Origin of the sequence: Duganella fentianensis, from assembly GCF_009857835.1 — a bacterium.
Lineage (GTDB): Bacteria > Pseudomonadota > Gammaproteobacteria > Burkholderiales > Burkholderiaceae_D > Rugamonas > Rugamonas fentianensis.
Genome location: NZ_WWCL01000004.1, coordinates 178,424 through 200,522, shown reverse-complemented (window position 1 = coordinate 200,522; position 22,099 = coordinate 178,424). Strand labels below are relative to the sequence as shown.

General features: G+C 60.2%; 18 protein-coding genes. 8 read left to right on the top strand and 10 right to left on the bottom strand.

Annotated features, from left to right (window positions below):
- The first annotated feature begins 171 nt into the window (after positions 1 to 171).
- From GTP23_RS17990 to GTP23_RS17955, 8 genes are all read left to right on the top strand, one after another.
- Positions 172 to 876 carry a FadR/GntR family transcriptional regulator gene (locus GTP23_RS17990; protein WP_161036393.1) on the top strand — a complete coding sequence of 235 codons (705 nt, stop codon included), beginning with the start codon at positions 172 to 174 and terminating at the stop codon, positions 874 to 876.
- A gap of 248 nt (positions 877 to 1,124) precedes the next feature.
- A complete protein-coding gene (locus GTP23_RS17985) occupies positions 1,125 to 3,839 on the top strand; it encodes a TonB-dependent receptor plug domain-containing protein (protein WP_161036392.1) in 2,715 nt (904 codons plus the stop codon).
- Positions 3,840 to 3,849: 10 nt separating this feature from the next.
- Positions 3,850 to 5,733: a glycoside hydrolase family 28 protein gene (locus tag GTP23_RS17980; protein ID WP_161036391.1), complete on the top strand. Its 1,884-nt coding sequence runs from the start codon at positions 3,850 to 3,852 to the stop codon at positions 5,731 to 5,733.
- Positions 5,734 to 5,788: 55 nt separating this feature from the next.
- Positions 5,789 to 6,631 (top strand): rhamnogalacturonan acetylesterase, encoded by an 843-nt coding sequence (locus tag GTP23_RS17975; protein ID WP_229256161.1) that lies wholly within the window; start codon positions 5,789 to 5,791, stop codon positions 6,629 to 6,631.
- On the top strand, positions 6,628 to 9,294 hold the full coding sequence (locus tag GTP23_RS17970) for a pectinesterase family protein (protein ID WP_161036390.1): 2,667 nt from the start codon (positions 6,628 to 6,630) through the stop codon (positions 9,292 to 9,294). Before GTP23_RS17975 ends, GTP23_RS17970 begins: the two co-directional genes overlap by 4 nt.
- A gap of 10 nt (positions 9,295 to 9,304) precedes the next feature.
- The gene (locus GTP23_RS17965) at positions 9,305 to 11,146 is read left to right on the top strand and encodes a glycoside hydrolase family 28 protein (protein ID WP_161036389.1); all 1,842 of its coding nucleotides are present in this window, start codon (positions 9,305 to 9,307) and stop codon (positions 11,144 to 11,146) included.
- Positions 11,147 to 11,270: 124 nt separating this feature from the next.
- Positions 11,271 to 11,855 (top strand): ORF6N domain-containing protein, encoded by a 585-nt coding sequence (locus GTP23_RS17960; protein ID WP_161036388.1) that lies wholly within the window; start codon positions 11,271 to 11,273, stop codon positions 11,853 to 11,855.
- Positions 11,856 to 11,914: 59 nt separating this feature from the next.
- Positions 11,915 to 12,400 carry a hypothetical protein gene (locus GTP23_RS17955; protein WP_161036387.1) on the top strand — a complete coding sequence of 162 codons (486 nt, stop codon included), beginning with the start codon at positions 11,915 to 11,917 and terminating at the stop codon, positions 12,398 to 12,400.
- 76 nt (positions 12,401 to 12,476) lie between these two features.
- Here GTP23_RS17955 and GTP23_RS17950 read toward each other — a convergent pair whose 3' ends face one another.
- The 10 genes from GTP23_RS17950 to GTP23_RS17905 all read right to left on the bottom strand — a co-directional run bounded on the left by GTP23_RS17950 (position 12,477) and on the right by GTP23_RS17905 (position 22,032).
- Positions 12,477 to 13,355, bottom strand: a complete 879-nt coding sequence (locus tag GTP23_RS17950) for an SMP-30/gluconolactonase/LRE family protein (protein ID WP_161036386.1) — start codon at positions 13,353 to 13,355, stop codon at positions 12,477 to 12,479.
- Between the two features lies 1 nt (position 13,356).
- Entirely contained in the window at positions 13,357 to 14,931 is a 1,575-nt protein-coding gene (locus GTP23_RS17945) for an aldehyde dehydrogenase (NADP(+)) (protein ID WP_161036385.1), read from the bottom strand.
- A 226-nt stretch (positions 14,932 to 15,157) separates the two neighbouring features.
- Positions 15,158 to 15,970 carry an NAD-dependent epimerase/dehydratase family protein gene (locus GTP23_RS17940; RefSeq protein ID WP_155434325.1) on the bottom strand — a complete coding sequence of 271 codons (813 nt, stop codon included), beginning with the start codon at positions 15,968 to 15,970 and terminating at the stop codon, positions 15,158 to 15,160.
- Between the two features lie 76 nt (positions 15,971 to 16,046).
- On the bottom strand, positions 16,047 to 16,958 hold the full coding sequence (gene kdgD / locus GTP23_RS17935) for a 5-dehydro-4-deoxyglucarate dehydratase (protein WP_161036384.1): 912 nt from the start codon (positions 16,956 to 16,958) through the stop codon (positions 16,047 to 16,049).
- A gap of 131 nt (positions 16,959 to 17,089) precedes the next feature.
- The gene (locus GTP23_RS17930; protein ID WP_161036383.1) at positions 17,090 to 17,848 is read right to left on the bottom strand and encodes a FadR/GntR family transcriptional regulator; all 759 of its coding nucleotides are present in this window, start codon (positions 17,846 to 17,848) and stop codon (positions 17,090 to 17,092) included.
- Positions 17,849 to 17,929: 81 nt separating this feature from the next.
- Entirely contained in the window at positions 17,930 to 18,748 is an 819-nt protein-coding gene (locus GTP23_RS17925; RefSeq protein WP_161036382.1) for an HDOD domain-containing protein, read from the bottom strand.
- A 229-nt stretch (positions 18,749 to 18,977) separates the two neighbouring features.
- On the bottom strand, positions 18,978 to 19,562 hold the full coding sequence (locus GTP23_RS17920) for a TerD family protein (protein ID WP_155434320.1): 585 nt from the start codon (positions 19,560 to 19,562) through the stop codon (positions 18,978 to 18,980).
- Positions 19,563 to 19,582: 20 nt separating this feature from the next.
- Positions 19,583 to 20,281, bottom strand: coding sequence for a TIGR00266 family protein (locus GTP23_RS17915; protein ID WP_161036381.1), 699 nt, complete (start codon positions 20,279 to 20,281; stop codon positions 19,583 to 19,585).
- Positions 20,282 to 20,299: 18 nt separating this feature from the next.
- The gene (locus tag GTP23_RS17910; RefSeq protein ID WP_161036380.1) at positions 20,300 to 20,875 is read right to left on the bottom strand and encodes a TerD family protein; all 576 of its coding nucleotides are present in this window, start codon (positions 20,873 to 20,875) and stop codon (positions 20,300 to 20,302) included.
- A gap of 110 nt (positions 20,876 to 20,985) precedes the next feature.
- Positions 20,986 to 22,032: a DUF475 domain-containing protein gene (locus GTP23_RS17905; RefSeq protein WP_161036379.1), complete on the bottom strand. Its 1,047-nt coding sequence runs from the start codon at positions 22,030 to 22,032 to the stop codon at positions 20,986 to 20,988.
- Positions 22,033 to 22,099: the final 67 nt, after the last annotated feature.

The following is a 22,099-nucleotide window of genomic DNA, read 5'->3' as shown; positions in this document are numbered from 1 at the left end:
ATTTTTCAAAGATTTACTTCTGAAAACCACGATAATCCAGCGCTACAACACGATTCGAGTATGACAGCTAAAAATTATTTTGGCTAGTCCACATTGCTTCTTTGGTCTGACCACCTTAGAATTGTCCTAACCACAAAGCACTGAGATGCTTACCAAGAGAATAACGAGACCATGCAGAAAAAACCGTCTTCCGTTGCCGATAGCTCCGCCCACGAACCGCGTTTGTACCGCGTGGTCGCCAACCGCATCCAGGATCTGATCCGCGACGAACACATCGCCGGTGGCGAACGCCTGCCATCGGAACGCGACCTGTCCACCAAACTCAATGTCAGCCGCGCTTCGCTGCGCGAAGCACTGATTGCACTGGAACTGAGCGGCGTAATCGAAGTGCGCGGCGGTTCCGGTGTGTACGTCTGCGAGGCGGCGCAACCGAGTGCGGCCGATCTGGCCGAAGCCGGCCCCGGCCCGTTCGAGGTGCTGTCGGCACGCCGTCTGATCGAATCGGAAATCGCCGCGATCGCTGCACGCGTAGCCACCGATAGTGCCATCGATGCCATCCTGCACGCCGTCGAAGAGATGGAAAAAAACCACGACAACTACGCCAGCAACGAGCAGGCCGACCGCAACTTCCACCTGTCGATCGCCCGCGCCACCGGCAATAGCGCGCTGGTAGGTTCGCTCAACTATCTGTGGGACCAGCGCGGCCGCCTGTGGCACAAGCTGAAAGAACATTTCCAGACCGAAGAACTGCGTCAGGAAACCCTGAAAGATCACCGCCGGATACTGGAGGCTATTGCCGCCCATGATCCGGCCGCAGCACGTAAAGCCATGCGCTCCCACCTCGAGCGTGTGACCCGTACCTTCTCGCGCGGCTAAAAGCCGGGCGATCAAGCAGCAGTAGTAGATAAGTAGCAAATAAGCAGTAGCAGGAAATACCGCAGGGCCAGCCTAGATGCTGGCCCGCGCATAAAAAAGCAATCAAGTTATCGACCGGCTTGCGACCTCGGCGCGCGTTCCACGCAGCGACCCTCGTCTCAACGGCACGGAGTACGCGAGGTGCTCCACACACGCTAGCGCTTTTCAGCGCGCGTATAACTTTATTCAAAAAAATCTAGGAGACTCGCATGAAACAGACCGCACAGCCATGCTCTGCACAACCTCGCCTGCTGCTGTCAGCCATCACGGTGGCCGTACTGACTCTGGCCAACCAGGCCGCCGCACAACAGAGCGGCGAAGCCGCCATCACCCGCGTGGAAGTAACCGGTTCCAGCATCAAGCGCCTGGCCACGGAAGCTTCGCTGCCAGTCAGCACCGTCAAGGCTGAAGACTTCATCAAGCAGGGCATGACCACGCTGGCCGATGTGATGATGGCACTGCCGCAATCGGCCTCGCTGGCACCATCGAACGCCGGCTCCGGCACCAACATCAATCTGCGTGGTCTGGGCGTGAACCGCACGCTGGTGCTGCTGAACGGCCGCCGTCTGGCCAATGAAGCCATCGCTGACGGCTACGCCAATCTGGACGTCATCCCGATGAGCGCCATCGCCCGCGTGGAGATACTGCGTGACGGTGCTTCCTCCATCTACGGCTCGGACGCCATCGGCGGCGTGGTCAACTTCATCACCAAGACTTCGGTCGAAGGTCTGTCGCTGACGGGTCAGGCAGTACAGCCAGAACGCAATGGCGGCGGCGACGAGCAGCGCGCCAGCATCACCTGGGGTAAAGGCAATCTGGAACGCGATGGCTGGAGCTTCTACGGCACTATCGATGCGCACCAGCGCACCCGTCTGGCCTCGTCCGATCGCGCCGACCTGAGTTCGAACGAACTGCTGACCAGCATAGGCCGCGCGCCTACGCTGGGCACGGGCGGCAATGCCACGCCAGCCAACTTCACCACGGCTAGCAACAAGACCGCGCAGAACCCTTACGGTACCACTGGCTGTCTGGCACCTTATTCGATCAGTGGCCAGAAGGGCACCTGTATCCTCAACGCCAACGAGTACGGCACGGCCCTGTATGCCAACCAGCAGGTGACCTTCTATGCACGCGCCGCCAAGAAGCTGAGCGAAGACCACGTCATCACCGTCGACTACTCGCGCGGCGAAGAATTCATCCTCGGCACCAAGAACCCGACCAATGCGCTGGCCGTGAACGGTGTGGCCGCAACGCTGCCTTCGACCAGCAAATGGTATCCGGGCAAAGCGGGCGGCGTGCCAGCCGTCGCGGGCCTGAACAACGCACCGCTGACGGTGACGTGGGCCGTAGCCGATCTGGGTCTGGCCACCACCAAGGACGTGCAGCTGAATCAGCGCTTTGCCATCAGCGATGAAGGCAAGCTCGGCGCATGGGATTACAAGGCCGGTCTGGTGGTCGGTATCTCCAACCGCGACAACTACTACTACTCGGGCTACGTCAAAGGCCAGGGTCTGCTCGATGGTCTGAAAGGTGGCCAGCTCAATCCCTTCGGCCTGCAGGATGCCGACGGCAAAGCCTATCTGGAATCGATCAAGGTCGATGGCCAGAAGAACCGTACTTCCAAATCCACCTTCACCGGCATCGACCTGACCGCCAGCCGCACGCTGATGGATCTGGAAGGCGGCGCCATGGCACTGGCACTGGGTGCCGACCTGCACCGCGACACCACGGAAGATACCAAGCTGCCGTTGTCGGGCGAAGTCACGTACGCCAACAGCTCGCCTTCGCACGGCGAAGGCCAGCGCAACGTCGCGGCGCTGTTCGCCGAACTGAATATGCCGCTGACCAAAACGCTGGAACTGAATGCCGCCGTACGTGACGACCATTTCAGCGACTTCGGTAACACCATCAATCCGAAAATCAGCTTCCGCTACGAGCCCTCGAAACAGCTGATGTTCCGCGGCTCGGCCAACACCGGCTTCCGCGCACCGACCCTGTTCGACCGCTACGGCTACCGTCTGCCCGGCGCCACCGGCCTGACCGCCGCCAAATGGGACGATCCGGTACTCTGCCCTGGCGGTACGCCGGGTGTAGCCGGCACCGGTAAAGCACTGCCGGGCTATGTGGCTTCCACCGTCTGCAACACCACCCTGCCTAAACAGACCGGCTCCAACTCGGAACTGGTGCCGGAAAAATCCAAAGGCTTCACGCTGGGTACTGTGTTCGAACCGACTTCGAGCTCGTCGATCTCGCTGGACTACTGGAACATCAAGATGACCGACATGCTGGCCAATCTGCCAGAACAGGTCTACTTCCTCGATCCGGCTAAATACGCCTCCTACTTCGTGCGCAATGCCGACGGCACCATCAACTACATCAAGAACACCACCATGAATCTGGGTGGTCAGAAAGCTGCCGGTATCGACGTATCGGCCGCCTATATGTTCCCGAAGACTTCCTACGGTACTTTCAAGGTGTCGCTGGACGGTACCTACCTGACCCAGTTCGACAACCAGCTGGATAAAGGCAGTCCTTACGTTTCCAACATCGGTCAGTTCGGTCTGGCCAGCAATGGCACCACGTCCAGCTTCCCTATCATCACCTTCCGCTGGAAGCATACGCTGAAGCTGAACTGGGCCGCCGGAAACTGGAGCAGCCAGCTGACCCAGAACTACAACTCCAAGTACACCGACCAGAATCTGGTGGCGCAGCAGTACTGGCGCAACATCAATTCCTACAAGGTGTGGAATATGACCACCACCTACAACGGCTTCAAGAACATTTCGGTCACGGCCGGTATTACCAATCTGTTCAACGTGAATCCGCCAGTCACCAACAGCAGCCTGTATAGCTTCGGTTATCTGAGCAGCGCCGCCAGCCCTATCGGCCGCGCCTACAACGTACGTGCCACCTACTCGTTCTAACGGAGTCTTGATGTCTAAACTGGAACAGCAAGTATCAGCAACAGTGGCAGGCCCGGGCCGTCGCCGCTTCCTGCAGACCCTGTCGGCGGCTGGAGTCTCCGGCGCCTTCGGGCCAGCAGCGATGGCGGCGGCCCGGGCCGACGATCCGTGGCAGGCTGCCGCAGCGATCGTCAAGCGGGTACGCCATCCCGTCAAGTTCCGTGATGAAGACTTCCTCATCACGGCCTACGGCGCCGCTCCGTGCGAAGTGCGTGCCGTCACGGCATGGACTTCCTTCACCGAGTCGGACACGCTGCAGACGCCAGTGGCCGGCTCGCACGACTGCTACCCTGCCATCGCCGCTGCCATCGCTGCCTGCCACAAGGCGGGCGGTGGCCGCGTCGTCATCCCCGGCGGGAACTGGTACTGCGCCGGCCCTATCGTGCTGCTGTCGAATGTGCATGTGCATCTGAAGGCCGGTGCACACGTCTATTTCAGCAACAACCCGCTCGACTATGCGCGCTACGGCGCCTACGACTGCGGCAAGCACGGCAAGCTCTCCATCACGCGCTGGGAAGGCAACGACCTGCTCAACTACTCGTCCATGGTGTATGCCCACGGCCAGAACAACATCGCCCTCACGGGCGAGGACTGGACCAGCATCCTCGATGGCCAGGCTGGCGTCACCTTCGATGGCGACACGGATTGCTGGTGGTCGTGGAAAGGCCGCGAGAAACCCAACTGGGCCGGCGACATTGCGGCCGGTACGGGCAACTACGTCAAGCACACCAAGGGCAAGACGGAAGTGCACATCAATCCTGTCAATCCTGTCTCGCTGCGCGAAGTAGCGCCGCATCTGAGCGAGGAAGAGGCCCTGTTCATCCAGGGACCGAACGACAAATGGCGTACCGATTCCTACTACCTGCGTTCGCTGGCGGAAGCCCGCGTGCCGGTGGAGAAGCGCATCTTCGGCATCGGCCACTATCTGCGCCCGCATATGGTGCAGTTCATCAGCTGCACCAATGTGCTGTTCGAAGGCTACCAGACCACCAACACGCCGTTCTGGCAGCACAATCCCGTCAACTGCCACAACATGCATGTGAAGAAGGTGTATGCCAACAGCATGGGGCCGAACAGCGACGGCTTCGATCCGGAATCGTGCACCAATGTGTTGATCGAAGACTGCCACTTCAATACTGGCGACGACTGCATCGCGATCGACTCGGGCAAAGGGCCGGACATCCAGTTCGGACCAGCCAGGGATATCGTGATCCAGAACTGCCGTATGCAGAGCGGCCACGGTGCACTCACACTGGGCAGCATCATGTCGGGCGGGATCGAAAATATCTATGCGCAGGATCTGGTGTTCGAAAACGCGCACTGGAAGACCGATCCGCTGAATATCGCGATCCGGCTCAAAACGAATATGAGCCGCGGCGGCTACCTGCGCAATATGCATGTACGCAATGTGCACATCCCTAACGGCATCCGTACCACACCGGCGTTCTATTCGACCCTGCCCGGTTCGCTGATCCCGACCAAGACGGTGGCCACTTCGGCTGGCGGCATCATCACCATCGACTGCGGCTATGATCCGATCAACGATAACGTGCGTATCCGTCCGCCTAGCGTCAGCCATGTGCGCATCTCCAACGTGACCTGCGCGAATGCACCGACCAAGGCTGGCAATTACTCGTGCTATCAGGCCGTGGTGGTACTGGGGCCGGTGGCGTCGGACTACAACGGACCGGGCAAGCCTGCCATTCTGCCCGTGTCCGATATCGAGATCAGCGACTGTGATCTGGGCACGCCGGTCAAGGCCGACCAGCCGCTGTATCTGTACAACGTTAAAGATCTGAAGCTGAAAAACGTCAGGATCGCCGGCAAGGTGATCAATCAAACTCTCTCCGCCTGAGTTGAAGCGCCGGCCTGCTCTTTGGCCGGCGCTTTTTTTATATGCTGAACCATCCATGAACATGTTCCGATTCCGCTGCACTGCTCCGCTGGCTCGCGCGCTGGTACGCACACTAACGGGAGCGCTGGCGAGCACGCTGATGCTCTGCACAGCCAGCAGCCATGCTGCCGATGCCCCCGCCAAGCCTATCCGCATACTGCTGGTGGGCGACTCCACCATGGCGAATAGCAGCGGTTATGGCGATGCCTTCTGTGCCCGCGTCAACCGCGCCCACACCTGTCTGAATCTGGCCAAGGGTGGCCGCAGTTCGGGCAGCTTCCGCGCCGAGGGGCGCTGGGATGAAGTAGAAGGCCTGCTGCGCGGTAGCGCCGCCTATCGCAGCACCTACGTACTGATACAGTTCGGCCACAACGACCAGCCGGGCAAGCCCGGTCGCTCGACCGACCTGAAAACCGAATTCCCCGTCAACATGGCGCGCTATGTGCGCGAAGTACGCGCACTGGGCGGCATCCCTGTGCTGCTCACGCCACTGACGCGCCGCACCTTCAAGGACAAGGTGCTCGAGAATAATCTGCAACCCTGGGCCGAAGTGATACGCGCGACGGCCGCCGAACAACAGGTCGCCCTGCTCGATCTGAATGCAGAGAGCTATGCCGCCGTGCAGGCCTTGGGGCAGGATGAAGCGGATACGCTGGCAGTGGTGCCACGGCCGGACAATTTCAATGACGCTGCCAACGGCAGCACCAAAGTGGAAGTGGCTGGCGCGGCGAAGTCCGCTTTTGACCGCACCCACGTTGGCAGCAAAGGCGCAGCCTATTTCTCGCGTATGGTGATGGATGAAATGAAGCGCGCCCTGCCGGAAACGGCCGGCTACTTCAAACCGGAGAGCGAGCAATGAAGCGCGGCTTGCCGGATCTGGCCCTGACGGCCAGCCTGCTCTGCGCCATCACGCTACCGGCACAGGCGCAGGATAGCCGCAAAGTGCAGGAACCGCTTGCGCCGCCCACCTGCAGCACGCTGATGGCGACGGCAGCCGTGTCCACGCCAGCTTCCACTTCAACCGCCACTTCTGTGAGCGACGATACTGCGCGCATCCAGCAGGCCATCAACCATTGTGCGGCCGGCCAGGCAGTGCGCCTGAGTGCCGCTGCCGGCCAGAACGAGTTCGTCGCCGGCCCGCTCACCCTGCGCAGCGGCGTCAGCCTGCTGATCGATCAGGGTGTCACGCTATACGCCAGCCGCAATCCCAAACTGTACGACCGTGGCGCAGGCACCTGCGGCAAGATCACTGATGCCAGCAAAGGCTGCAAGCCCTTCATCAGCGCCCAGAATACCGAAGGTAGCGGCATCTACGGCGAAGGCATCATCGACGGTCAGGGCGGCCGTGTGGTGGAGGGCCTGAGCGAATCGTGGTGGCAGCTGGCGCGCCGCGCCCAGAAAGAGGACGGGCACCAGAACGTGCCGCGCCTGATCGAAGTAACTGGTTCACGCAATTTCACGCTGCACCGTATCGCCTTGCGCAATTCACCCAACTTCCACGTTACGCTCAACGGCGTAGACGGTTTTACCGCATGGGGTGTGCGCATCGATACGCCAGCAACAGCGCGCAACACGGACGGCATCGATCCTGTCTCGTCGCGCAATATCACCATTGCACACAGCTATATCCGCACGGGCGACGACAACATCGCCATCAAGGCTAACAGCAGCGGTCCGTCGGAAAATATCTCGGTGCTGCACAACCACTTCTACAGCGGCCACGGCATGTCCATCGGCAGCGAAACCAATGGCGGCGTGCGCCGTGTGCTGGTGGAAGACCTGGCGCTCGATGGCACCACTTCCGGTCTGCGCATCAAGAGCGATATTTCGCGTGGCGGCATAGTCGAACAGGTGCGCTACCGCGACGTCTGCCAGCGCAACGTCAAGACGCCGATCGATATCAGCACCCGCTACAATCCACGCGCTAGCGGCAAGCTGATACCGCTGTACCGCGACATTGCACTGGAATCCGTGCATAGCCTGACGCCCGGCCGCGTAGTCATAGCCGGTTATGATGCAGCCCATCCACTGCAAGTGAAGCTCGATCAGGTCTCAGTGGCGCAGGGCAGCGCCAGCTCCATCGAATTTGCCAACGTCAGCGGCACTGTGGATAGCGCAGAAAATTCCGGCAGCAGCAATTGCGAACAGCGCCTGCTGCCCTACCCCGAAATGGTGGCGCGCGCCAGCCGTCCCCAGTTAAGTCTGGAACAGGCCAAGCTTTACAACTACAGCGAAGTGTTGAAATTCGTCGGCATGGCAGGCAAGGAGCGCGTCGATCCATGGGACCCGCTGAATGACCCGCTGGCACGCGGTGCCAGCTTCACGCCGGACTACATCGTCGACCAGAACGCAGCGGCCGATGGCGTCAAGCTGTTCCGCACCGTGCAGCAGGCCGTCAACCGCGCCATCAGCGACAGCAAGCGCGATCCTGCCCGCCGGCTCTACCTGCTGATCAGACCGGGCATCTACCATGAACTAGTCTATGTACCAGCAGTCACCGCACCATTGACCATGTACGGTGAAGGCAAGGATGCTAGCGCCACCCGCATCACCGCCAAGCTGGACGCCTCGAATTCTGGCGCCGAGTACAGTGCCCGCCATGGCGCGCAATTTAGCGATGCGGCGCCGGAAGTACAGGCCATGTATGCCACCGTCAAAGACCGCAGCCAGATCGGCACCATGGCCACTGCAACGGTGTGGGTACAGAATAATGGTTTTCAGGCGCGTAATCTGACCTTCGAAAACGCCTACAACAAGGATATCGGCAATGCCCGCGCCGAGGAACTCCCCAACGTCAACAACGTGCATCATCAGGCGCTAGCGCTGCAGGTCGACGGAGCAGACAAGGCGCAGTTCGAAAATGTCCGCCTGCTCGGCTTTCAGGACACGCTATACCTAAAATCACCGCAGATCGGCAGCACCAGCCGCAGCTTCTTCAACAAGTCCTACATAGAAGGCGATGTGGACTTCATCTTCGGTGACAGCACGGCCTATTTCTACCAGAGCGAAATCCGCACACTGGGCGACCGTGGCACCTCATACGTCGCCGCACCAGACACCCACCTCAACACCCGCTACGGCTTCGTGTTCGACCAGTGCCACTTCACGCATGACAATTCGGCCAACGCCCGCGCCGGAAAATTCTCCCTGCTACGCCAGTGGTTCCACAGTGCCCGTTGCAGCCCTTACGCACCCGTGGCCGTGGATGGCTATACCTGCAGCTATGGCAGTAGCAATGGCTATCAGACGCCGAAAGGCACGGTGGCCCGCACCTCGCTGGAAGCCGTCGGCAAAATGGTGGTGCTTAATTCGCGTTTCGGCACACATATCAACCGGCTCACGCCATGGTCGGACTGGAACAAGAAAGGGGCCTTGTCCTACCGGCCAGCCCAGTACAACTCGGACGATCACTGGAACTATATGCAGCAGGCCGGCATTGATCCTGTGCGGGACCTAGGCTACACGGCACGCCCCGCGCCGGCCATGATCTTCCTCGGTGAATTCAATAATTCGGATGAATAGGACGCACGACATGAGCATCAACACCCACCGCCGCAATCTGCTGAAAGCCCTGCCTGCCGCAGGCATGGGCGCTGCACTGCCGGCCAGCGCCAGCACGGCGCCCGATCCATGGCTGCAGGCGCAAGCCATCATCGACCACGTATCGAAACCGCTGCAGTTCCGCAAGCAGGACTTCCTCGTCACGACCTACGGCGCCAGGCCATGCACTATGGAGAAGGTGCGCGCATGGATTTCGTTCGAGGAGCAGGACACCATAGCCACACCGGCCAAGGATGCACCGGACTGCTACCCTGCCTTCCGCGACGCGATACAGGCCTGCCATGATGCTGGCGGCGGCCGCGTGGTAATCCCCAAAGGACTCTGGTACTGCGCCGGCCCTATCGTACTGCGTTCGAATGTGCACGTGCATCTGGCATCCGGCGCGCAGATCTACTTCAGCAACCAGCCGCAGGACTATGCGCGCTACGGCGATATCGATTGCGGCAAGCACGGCAAGCTATCCATCTCGCGCTGGCAGAGCAACGATTGCCTGAACTACTCGTCCATGATCTACGCCCACGGCCAGCACAATATCGCACTGACAGGCGAAGACTGGAGCAGCACCTTCAACGGTCAGGGCGGCGTACCATTCAACGAACAGGGCGACTGCTGGTGGACCTGGAAAGGCAAGCTGAAAACCCTGAACGCGGTAGCGCAGGGCTCCACGCCGAATTTCAGCAAAGGCAAAATGTCCGAGAATACCGAGAATCCGCTCAACGCCATATCGCTGGCCGAGGTAGCGCCGCAACTGACGGAAGCCGAGCGCCTGCTGATACAGGGCGAAGGCCAGCGCTGGCGCGCCGATGCGCAGTATCTGCCTGCGCTGTCCGAAGCCGGTGTGCCGATAGCACGGCGCGTATTCGGCATCGGCCATTATCTGCGCCCGCCGATGATACAACTGATAGGCTGCACCAACGTGCTGCTGCAAGGCTACCACGTGACCCATACGCCGTTCTGGCAGCATCACCCTGTCCATTGCCGCAACATCGTGATCCGCAATGTGCACTGCGAAAGTCTGGGCCCGAATAGCGACGGCTTCGACCCGGAAGCCTGCGACCATGTGCTGATCGAAGGCTGCACCTTCGATACGGGTGACGACTGCATCGCCATCAAGGCCGGCAAGGATCTGGACACCCAGTATGGCCCGTCGCAGAACATCGTAATCCAGAACTGCATCATGCAGAGCGGTCATGGTGCAGTCACGCTGGGCAGCGAAATGGCGGGCGGTATCCAGAATGTGTATGCACAGAAGCTGACCTTCCAGAACATCAACTGGGCCACCAATCCGCTCAACACGGCGATCCGCCTGAAGACCAATCTGAACCGAGGCGGCTATCTGCGCAACTTCTTCGTCCGCGATGTGACGATTCCTAACGGCGTACAGACCAGCCCTTCGTTCTACGCATCCCTGCCCGGCTCACCGATACAGTCCAAGACGGTGGCCACGGCAGCCGGTGCCATCGTCACTTTCGACTGCGACTACACCCCCATCAGCGACAACGTGCGTACCCGCCCGCCCATTGTCGATAACGTCCACATCTCCAACGTCAAGGCTGGCAATGTGCGTACGCGTGACGGCAAGTCAGCCTCCTGCTATCAGGCCATCGTGGTACTGGGCCCTGTCGCCTCCGACTACAACGGCCCGCTGCCAGTGCCACCAGTGCCACCCGTAACCAACGTCAGCATCAGTGACTGTGATTTCGGCACGCCGGTGAATACTGCGCAGCCGTGGTTCCTGTTCAACGTCAAGGATCTCAAGCTGAACAACGTTACCATAGCCGGCAAGGTCCACAGCACCACGCTCTCCGCCTGATGAAACCTCACCAACTTCCGGAGCGATGTTTGCTCCGGAAGTAAATGCCCGGAGAGCCAGTAGTGCACAGTTCAAGCGGATACTCGTGGCCTGATCCAAGTTTGAATTTCCGGAGCACGCAGCCATGGAAGTAGGAACGCCTGAAGGCCTTCATTTTCAAGCGGGGATAGAAACCCGCATTCTGCTAATACGCGGGCAGAAGGTTTTGCTTGATGCTGATCTGGCGTACCTGTACGGCGTAACCACTAAACGCTTCAATGAACAGGTCAAACGCAATCTGGAACGCTTCCCGGCTGATTTCATGTTCCGGCTTACAGCCGAAGAAAACACCATTTTGAGGTCGCAAAATGCGACCTCAAACCAGTCTGTCAAGGAACGGGGCGGCCGGCGCTACCTACCATTCGCCTTCACCGAGCATGGCGCCATCATGGCAGCCACTATCCTCAATTCGCCCAGAGCCACGCAGGTTTCAGTGTATGTGGTACGAGCATTCGTGCAACTGCGCGAGCTGTTAGTCTCGAACCGCGAATTGGTACTACGGCTGAATGAGCTTGAAAAGAAGGCCGAACTGATGGCACTACAGTCCGAAACTGATCGGCGTGACAATCAGGAGCATTTCGGGAAGATCTTACAAACGCTGCGAGAGTTGATGGCGCCTCCAATGCCGGTGAATAAGCGCCCCATCGGATTTGTCACCCCTGACGAATAAGCCACACCGTCATCCTGAAGCTGGCCTATACTAGCCCTGTCTCTACAGGGAGCTGGGCCATGCGCAAACTCTTACCGATACTACTGCTGGCAGCGACGGGCGCGCAGGCTGCACCGGCCGCGCCCTTGCAGCCTATGGCTTTTCTGGCTGGCCACTGCTGGAAAGGCACTTTCGCTGATGGTAAGACCACGGACGAACACTGCTTCCAGTGGCAGTACGAAGGTCACGTGCTGCGCGATGTGCATACGGTGAGGGCGGCAGGCCGGCCGGACTATGTGGGCGAAACGCTGTACTACTTCGACAGTGCCAGCGCGCAGGTGGCTTTCCTGTATGTGGAGAATGGCGGCGGATATAGTCGCGGTACCATGCTCGCCACCAAAGATGGACTGGAATTCCCCGAGACGGACTATGTGGCAGCAGGCAAGGCCCTGCGCTATCGCGTGCGCTGGACGCCCTCATCAGCCGATGGCTACGAAGCCCACAGCGAAATGCTGCTGAAAGGCCAGTGGACGACGCAGTTCCGCCTGCAAATGAAAAAACAGTGAGCACAATTCACTGTGACTCACTGCTTACACTGATACACCTGAGGCTATACGCCTGAATATCCGCCCTGCGCCAGACTTAGGCAGCGAACAACGTTTCCGCTACGCCCTGTGCGCCGGGCTGCAGCAGCACGACTGCGCCACCCCACTCGGCATCTTCAGGCTTGCCGGAGATGATGGAAGTGACCATCAGCGTATCGAGGTTCTTGCCGCCAAACGCGCACATGGCTGGTTTGAGCATCGGTACTTCCAGCCGTCTATCCAGCTTGCCGTCCGGCGTGAAGCGCAGCACGCAACCATCATCGTTACCGCACACCCAGTAGCAGCCATCGGTATCAATCGCTGCACCATCAGGGCGGCCGGCCATCGCCGTCATGTCGGAAAATACGCGGCGATTACTCGGTACACCATCGGTGGTGTCGTAGTCGAAGGCCCACACCATGCGCCGCGCCGGATGCGAGTCCGACAGATACATGGTACGGCCATCCGGCGAGAAGGCCAGCCCGTTCTGGGTCAGCAGTTCCGATACGAACGGTGCGGACAGGCCGCGCGCCGTGTCATAACGGTATAACTGGCCGACAGCGCGCGCCGCCGCCATGTCCATGAACATGGTGCCGCTCCAGAAGCGCCCCTGCCGGTCGCAGCGACCGTCATTGAAGCGCATCCCCTCGCCCAGACCACTGGCCGGTGCGGCCAGCTTGCGCTGCGCCAGTGCGGTACAGGCATCGAGTTCCAGCGCAAAGATGCCCGTCTCCATACCGGCAATCAGGCCGCCGTCGGAACGGGGCGCCACACAGGCCACCATCTCGTCCGCCACCCAGTAGCGGGTGGCGCCCGTGGCGGCATCGAGCCGCCATACGCGCTGCTGCGGAATATCGACCCAGTACCACGCGCCTTCGCCGGCATGCCAGGTAGGGCTTTCGCCCACCTTGCAGCTAACGTCGTTCAGCCTTTCCATTTCAGCTGTTCCAGACCAGTTCACCGTTCACCACGCGCGGAATGTTCTGCGGGTTGGCGTCGGCCAGTGATTCCGGCAGCAGATAGGATGGCACGTCCTGATAGCAGACCGGACGCAGGAAGCGGTCGATGGCGGAAGCGCCCACCGAAGTGGTGCGGGTGTCCGAAGTCGAAGGGAACGGACCGCCGTGGACCATGGCATGCGCCACTTCCACACCGGTACCAAAGCCGTTGAACAGGATGCGACCCACTTTGCGTTCCAGCGTAGGCAGCAGCTTGGCTGCCAGTGCGCGGTCGTCCGCGGTGGCGTGGACGGCCGAAGTCAGCTGGCCTTCCACGTGCTCGGCCACGGCCAGCATCTGCGCTTCATCGTCACACACTACCAGCAGCGAGGTCGGTCCGAAAATTTCGCCTTCCAGTGCAGGGTTGCTGAGGAATTCGCTGGCAGGCACCTGATACAGGAATGCCTGTGCCGTGCACGGCGCATCGCTGCCCTGACCTGCCGCCTTCTGGCTTACGCCGGCGATGCCGGCCAGGTTTGCAACGCCCGTCACATAGGCTTTGTGGATGCCCGGGGTCAGCATGGTGGTGGCCGGCTTGGCGCCTATGGTGCCGCCGACGGCTGCAACGAAAGCATCCAGCTTGTCGCTCTTCAGGCCAACCAGCATGCCGGGGTTGGTGCAGAACTGGCCCGAGCCCATGGTCAGCGAATCGGCAAATGCCTGTGGCAGTTTAGGATTGTCGAGTGCACCCGGCAGCAGGAACACGGGATTGATGGAGCTCATCTCAGCATACACAGGAATCGGCTCTTTACGTGCTGCCGCGGTGCGCATCAGCGCGATACCGCCGGCGCGCGAACCGGTGAAACCGACTGCCTTGATGGCAGGATGGGCCACCAGTTCCTGACCGATGGTCTGGCCCGCGCCGATCAGCAGCGAGAACACGCCTTCCGGCATGCCGCATTCTTCTGCTGCGCGTGCCACGGCTTTACCTACCAGCTCGGAGGTGCCGAGGTGGGCCGAGTGAGCTTTGACCACAACGGGGCAACCGGCCGCCAGTGCCGAGGCGGTGTCGCCACCGGCCACCGAGAAGGCCAGCGGGAAATTGCTGGCGCCGAATACGGCGACAGGACCCAGACCGATTTTGCGCAGACGCAGATCAGGACGTGGCGGCGTACGTTCCGGCAGCGCCGAATCCAGCGTGGCCGACTGCCAGCGGCCATCGCGCACGACTTTGGCGAACAGACGCAGCTGGTTGCAGGTGCGGCCACGCTCGCCTTCCAGACGTACTTGCGGCAGACCGGATTCCTGCATGGCGCGTTCGATCAGCGCCGGACCCAGATCCATGATGCGGTCAGCGATAGTTTCGAGGAATTTGGCGCGCGCTTCCAGACCGGTGGCACGGTACACATCGAAAGCCTGCTCGGCCAGTTCGCAAGCGCGTTGCAGATCTGCCGCACCAGCCAGACCGAATGCTGGTTCGATTTCCGTATTACGCGATGGGTCCACCGCTTTCATCGTGCCTTCCTTGCCGAAAAACGCGCTACGGCCGATGATCATTTCGCCTGCAATTTGCATAAAGCCTCCGTAAATTTGTTCCCGGGTGTAGTCAGACCACACCCTGCTTCATCATGAATTGTGCTGATTGCTGCAACACCTGCGCAGTGTTCAGCATAATGTGCTCGCCTGTGTTGCGTACCTACGGCCAAAGGGCCGCAGGCCGCAAACTAAAACGCCAGCGCCAGTTTCCGCAAAGGCGAAACTGACGCCGGCAAGTATACTCCGCTATCGCAAACTGGGGCGATCAGGGCTGCTGATATTGCGGACCGGGCACGACGAAACCGCCGCCCTGATAGAGCGTGGCACGATCGTCGGCCGCCGGATAGTTACCCGTCGGCGGGAACTTGTCGGCAAACTGCAGCGAGCTGTCTTTCGGCCGGAAGCCCAGATGTTCGGCCTTGCTGTTATCCCACCAGCTGGCCGGATTGTTGGATGCGCCGAACAGGATGGTGTGCCCCACGCGCGGTGCGAACAGCGAGCAGCGCAGCGACTCCACCAGATCGTCGTAGCTGAACCATGTCACCAGCATGCGCGGATTGACAGGCTCGGGGAAGGACGAACCGATACGCAGGCAGACCGTTTCGATGCCCACGCTGTCGTAGTAGTAGCGCGACAGCGATTCGCCGAAGCATTTGCTGACGCCATACAGGCTGTCCGGACGCATCGGGCTATCGGCGTCGATGTAGTCGGTGGTCTTGTAGAAGCCTATGGTGTGGTTCGAACTGGCAAACACGATGCGCTTGATGCCGTTCTTGTGCGCCGCTTCGTACAGATTGTAGGTACCGGCGATATTCGCCGCCATGATGTTCTCGAACGTGTTTTCGGTCGAGATGCCGCCGAAGTGCAGCACCACATCCACGCCTTCCAGCAGCTTGATCACGGCCGCCTTGTCGGCCAGATCGCAGCGCACCACTTCCTCGCCCTCACCTGCAGGCGCCATCTCGCCGATATCGGACAGGCGCACCACATCGGCCCAGGGCTTGATGCGTTCGCGCAGTATCTTGCCCAGACCACCGGCCGCGCCGGTCAGCAGTATCCGTTTAAATGGTTTACTCATTTTTCACCCGAAGTTAAACCGCACCGCGCGGCCAGTTGCCGCAGCGGTGCGCTAAGACATTGAAACCGGCGCAGGTTTATTGCGCGCCTTGCTTGCGGATCAGTTTATCGAGCATATCGCATTCTTCTGCCGTCAGGTCGGTCAGCGGTGCGCGCACCGGGCCGGCATCATGGCCGACCAGACGGGCGCCTGCCTTGACGATGCTGACGGCGTAACCGGCTTTGCGGTTGCGGATTTCCAGATACGGCAGGAAGAACTCGTCCAGCATGCGATTCTGCTCGGCGTGATTGTCCGATGCCACGGCATGGTAGAAGTCCATCGCCAGCTTCGGCATGAAGTTGAACACGGCCGACGAGTACACCGGCGTGCCCAGTGCCTTGTAGGCGGCAGCATAGACTTCGGCCGTCGGCAGGCCGCCGAGGTAGCTGAAGCGGTCGCCCATGCGGCGCCAGATCGACACCATCAGTTCGATATCGCCCACGCCATCCTTGAAGCCGATCAGGTTCGGGCAGCGGTCGGCCAGTTTGGCCAGCGAGTCCGGCGTCAGACGGCAGTTGGCGCGGTTGTACACCACCACACCGAGACGGGTAGCTTTGCAGACCTGCTCGACGTGTGCTATCAGGCCATCCTGGCTGGCTTCCGTCAGATAGTGCGGCAGCAGCAGCAGACCGTCGGCACCTACGCGCTCGGCTTCGCGGGCATAGGCTGCAGCGACGCGGGTCGGGCCGCCCACGCCGGCCAGTATCGGCACTTTACCGGCGCAGGTATCCACCGCAGTCTTGATGATATCGGTGTACTCGGCCGGCTCCAGCGAGAAGAACTCGCCCGTGCCGCCAGCGGCGAACAGCGCGCTGGCGCCATACGGCGCCAGCCACTCGAGACGTTCAATGTAGGTCGACTTGCGGAAATTGCCTTCCGCGTCGAAGTCGGTCACCGGAAACGACAGCAGTCCGGAAGAGAGAATTTTTTTAAGGTCATTCGGTTGCATACAGTCTCCAGTGTTTAGGGTGGATGTGGGCGCCCTCTATTTGCGCCTTGTTGTATGACATCGTACAACTATATCGAAACGCAGGCAAGCGATTTAGCAAAATCTCCCGCTGCGTCAAAAATTCGTGGTTTTCAGGCGTCCTTGGGTGCCATGCCCTCCTGCGCACGGCGCAGGCGTTCACGGCTATTGCTCAGATGGGTGCGCATGGCGGCACGGGCCGCTTCAGCATCTTTGCGGGCGATGGCGTTGTAGATGTCTTCGTGTTCGCGGTTCAGGCGTTCCAGATACACATTCGGGTCGTCCTGCGCCAGCTGGGCCGAATCGACGCGGGCGCGAGGGATGATGGTATGCCCCAGATCGCTGAGGATATCGACGAAATAGCGGTTGCCGGTAGCTTGCGCAATCAGCAGATGGAAAGCCACATCGGACTCCACCGAGCCGGGCCGGCTCTGCGATTCCTGTATGCGCTTGAGCACCGCGCCCATTTCCGCGACCTGCGCCTCGCTACGGCGGGTGGCGGCCAGCCAGGCCGCTTCCGTCTCCAGACTGATACGCAACTCGAGTATCGCCAGCACATCGGCAATGGTACGTATCGTTTCGGAAGAAATGCGCAGACTGGCGGCCGGTGGCTCCAGCACAAACGTGCCGATGCCGTGGCGGGTCTGCACCAGCCCGGCTGCCTGCAGATGGGATATCGCTTCACGCACCACGGTGCGGCTGACGCCATGCATTTCCATGATGACGGATTCGGTCGGCAGCTTTTCGCCGGGCTTGAGCGTACCCGCCTGTATGCTGCTGGTGATGGCCGCCACCACGCCCTGAGCGAGGTTGCGATGCTTCTTCACGGGCGCGGTAGGCAGGCTGCTAGGCTGGGCAAAAGTCTGATTCATGGCGATGATGGGTTGTATGATGACCGTTAGCATACACGCTAAGCCAGGCCAGAGAAAGAGGCAGGCAGGATGCCGGCAAAATCAGGCCAGCAGGGCAGCGCTCATGGAAGCGGCATCGTCGGCCGATTCTTCCAGTATCTGGGCCAGTGCCACATTGCCATCGATGAAATCGGCCAGACTGGCGTGGGGCGGCTCGGTGGCCAGTGGCGATGGCACGGGCGCCAGCGCGCGCGCTACCAGCAGCGTATCGCGCAAGCCTATCGGCGGCGGCATCAGGCTGGCGCCACGCAGGGCCACGATGGCCTGGCTCACGGGCTCCGGTATTGCCATCTTCTTCATCATTTCGCGCGTGATGATTTCCTGTGCTGCACCCTGCCACTGCTCGGGATGTTCGAGCAGGCCGGGCAGTTCGTCGGCGCAGGACAGCAGATAGAAACCACCCGCCTCGTGCACGATGGCGGCAAACAGTGCCGTGTCGGGGTCGGTATGGGTCAGCTTGCGGCCGATGATGTAGGACAGCGCTGCCACATGGGCCGTGTGCTGCCATAGCTGGTCGGCCTTGGCGCGCAACTCGGGATCGTTGATGCGGTTGCCGAACTGGCGCACCACCATGGAAGCGGCCATGGAATACAGATGGCGGAAACCCAGCCGCTGCACCGCTACCCGCACACTGGTCACGGGGCTGTTACTGCGATTGAAGGCCGCCGCATTTGCCAGCGCCACCGTACGTGCCGCCAGCTGCGGCTCGGCCAGCACCTTGCGGATCACGTCTTCCATTTCGCAGTCAGGATCGGCCAGCGCCAGCTGCAGGCGCAGGGCGGCATTGACGCTGGTAGGGAATACCAGTTCACCGCGCTCGGCGCGACTCACGACTTCCGCATAATCCTTGAGCTTTTCCATAGTTTGATTATAGCTGTAGCCAGCGCGCCAGGATTATTCCGTGAAGAAACTCTCTACAAAATGTGCAGAAATTGCCAATTGCGGCAAATTATCCACAGATAATCAGCAAATTTGGATGAAAAAAATTATCTAAACGCTATTTTTGACTTGCCTGCACGAGTGGCCGATGTGCACACAAAAAAGGCAGCGGGAAGACTTCCCCGCTGCCAAGGGCGACTACAAAACCGGATTACAGATGGGCGGCTATCTGCGGCAGCAATTCATCAAAAGTGCGGCCTTTGCCGTTTTCACCGATCGCATGCATTTTCCATTCACCGTTATGGCGATACAGCTTGGCCATGATCTGCGCCGAGTGTGGTCCCTGCACGGACAGGTTGAAACGTGCCACTTCCTTGTGCTGGCTGGCGTCGAGCAGGCGGCAGTAGGCATTTTCCACCTGCGCGAAACTCTGGCCTGTAAAGCTGTTGACCGTGAACACCAGACTCTTGACAGAGGCTGGCACGGCATTCAGATCGACATTGATCTGCTCATCATCACCATCGCCGGCACCGGTGCGGTTATCGCCCGTATGCTGCACGCTGCCATCGCGGCTGCGCAGCTGGCGGAACCAGATCACATCGACCGGACGGCCGCCTTCATCGAACATCACGCAGGAAGCATCCAGATCGACCGCTTCCGTCTTGGCGCCAAAGCCGAAGAAACCCTTGCTCTTGATGGCATCCCAGCCCAGCCCCATGGTAACCCGGCCGAGTGCCGCGCCACCGCTTTCCTTGGCCAGCGAAATCTTCTGGCCCTTGCTTAAATTAACCGTCATTGCTGACTCCTTGAATACGTTTATTGCTGTGCGCCGCGCTGCGCCCACAACTGGAAGGCGGCACGATTGCGCGAACAGATCAGAATCTTGCCCTGCCCCGAGAAGCGCAGCACCATGCCTTCGCCGCTGGTCTGGCTATTCACCAGATTGCCGAGGAAGCCGCCACTGCTGCCGGTAGTGACCGAGATCTCGTAGCGCAGCGAGCTATCCCAGGCCACCACGTGGGCGTTATCGATGATCATGTCGTTGCCCGGCGTGACTTCCAGCTGCGAGATCGCGCCGAAGCCCGACACTGCCACCTGCCCCACACCAGCCGTCTCGGTGATGAAGAAGCCGCCGCTCTGGGCAAACAGTGCATTGCCCAGACTCTGGGTGCGCACCTTCAGTTCCACCTTGTCGCTGGCGGCCACGAAGGCACCGTCGCTCAGCAGATACTGGCGCGCGCCCACATCGAGCACCTGCATGGCACCGGGCAGGCGTGGCGCCAGCAGACAGTCGCCGCCGCCACGCACTGCTTCGATATGCTGCTGGAAGAAGGACTCGCCGTTGGCAAAGCGGCGCATCAGTGCCGCACCGAGGCCGCCGGTTATCTTGCCTTTCAGATCGAGGCCCGCTTCCATCATCACCATCGCGTCGGATTCGCAATAGATCTTTTCGCCATGCGCCAGCGACACATGCAGGAAGGGATCGATGTCACCGGTAATCGAAAATACAGGCATGATAAAGTCCCCTTCCGCTTAAACGCGTACGCCGAACGAAGCAGCCAGTGGGCCCAGACCGCCCTTGTAACCCTGACCGACGGCCTTGAATTTCCAGTCGCCGCCATAGCGGTAGACCTCACCGAAGATCATGGCCGATTCGGTCGAACCGTCTTCCGACAGGTCGAAGCGGGCGATCTCGCCGCTATTGGCCGCATTCACGCAGCGGATGAAAGCACGCTGCACCATGCCGAAGTTCTGGCGGCGCTCATCGCCTTCGTGAATGGTGGCGCAGATGGCGATGCGCTCCACATCGGCCGGTACACGGCTCAGGTCGATGGTGACGGTTTCGTCGTCGCCGTCACCGGCGCCGGTGCGGTTGTCGCCCGAGTGCGCCACCGACTGGTCGGCCGATTTCAGATTGTTGTAGAAGATGAAGTCGTTATCGGCGCGCACCTTGCCATCGACTTTGAGCAGGAAGGCCGAACCGTCGAGGTCAAAGTCCTTGCCGTCGGTGCTGCGCACGTCCCAGCCCAGACCGATGACGACCTTGCTCAGGCCGGGAGCTTCCTTGCTCAGATTGACGTTGCCACCTTTTTGCAGACTGATTGCCATGATGTGTTACTCCTAAAAGAAACAGCGGACTAATTTTTACTACCGGCGGCGTGCCGTGTCCGTTTTTAACGGCGCGCCGTATTCTTTACGTATTCTTTACATGCACCGGTTCAAGCCGTGAGCGCCGCAGCTTCCTGCTGGCGACGGTGGCGTACCGAGGACCACAGCGAGGCAGCAATAAAGGCCACGCCGATCAGACCCGTGAACAGTTCCGGTATGTGGTACTTCATACTGGCCAGCATGATCGCGGCGAGGATACCGATGGCATAGTGGGCGCCGTGTTCGAGGAAGACGAATTCGTCGAGCGTGCCCTTCTTCACCAGATACACCGTCAGCGAACGCACAAACATCGCGCCGATGGCCAGGCCCAGCATGATGATCACCACGTCGGTGGTAATCGCAAACGCGCCGATCACACCGTCGAAGCTGAACGAAGCATCCAGCACTTCCAGATACAGGAAGCCACCGATACCACCCTTCTTGACCATCTCGCCGACATTGCTGCCCTCTTCTTCCTTCTCCAGCAGGTTGCTGATCGCATCCACGCCGACGTAGATCAGAATGCCCCACAGACCCGAGATCAGCACCACCAGCTTCTGTGCTTCCGCCACCAGACTCATGGAGCCCAGCAGCACGCCCATGGCGATCATCACCGCAATCGACGACACCTTGCCCAGCGCACCCAGCTTCTGCTCGACGTGGCCCAGCCAGTGCACTTCCTTCTCGTGGTCGAACAGGAAGTTGAGGAACACCAGCAGCAGGAACATGCCGCCGAAGGCTGCCACTTCCGCGTGGTGATTAGTCAGGTGCATGGAATAGGTTTTCGGATCATTCAGCGCCAGATGCCACACATCCGTGATACCGATATCTGCCGCCACCGCCACGATCACCAGCGGGAACAGCAAGCGCATACCGAACACGGCGATGATGATGCCCACGCCGAGGAACAGCTTCTGCCAGTAGTCGTCCCAGGTTTTGAGTACGGACGCATTCACCACCGCGTTATCGAACGACAGCGACACTTCCATCGCTGCCAGAATCGCCGCAATACCGACCGCCGACAGGGCACCGCCCCAGCCGCTTAATTCGAATCCCCACCAGCCCGCTGCTGCCAGACAGAGCGCAGTAACGAGAAAAGACACTTTGAAGTGCTTCATGTTTTACTCACATATTGTTTTAACGATGGGAGGCAGTGTAGAGAAAAACAGCAATTTAAAAAATAGA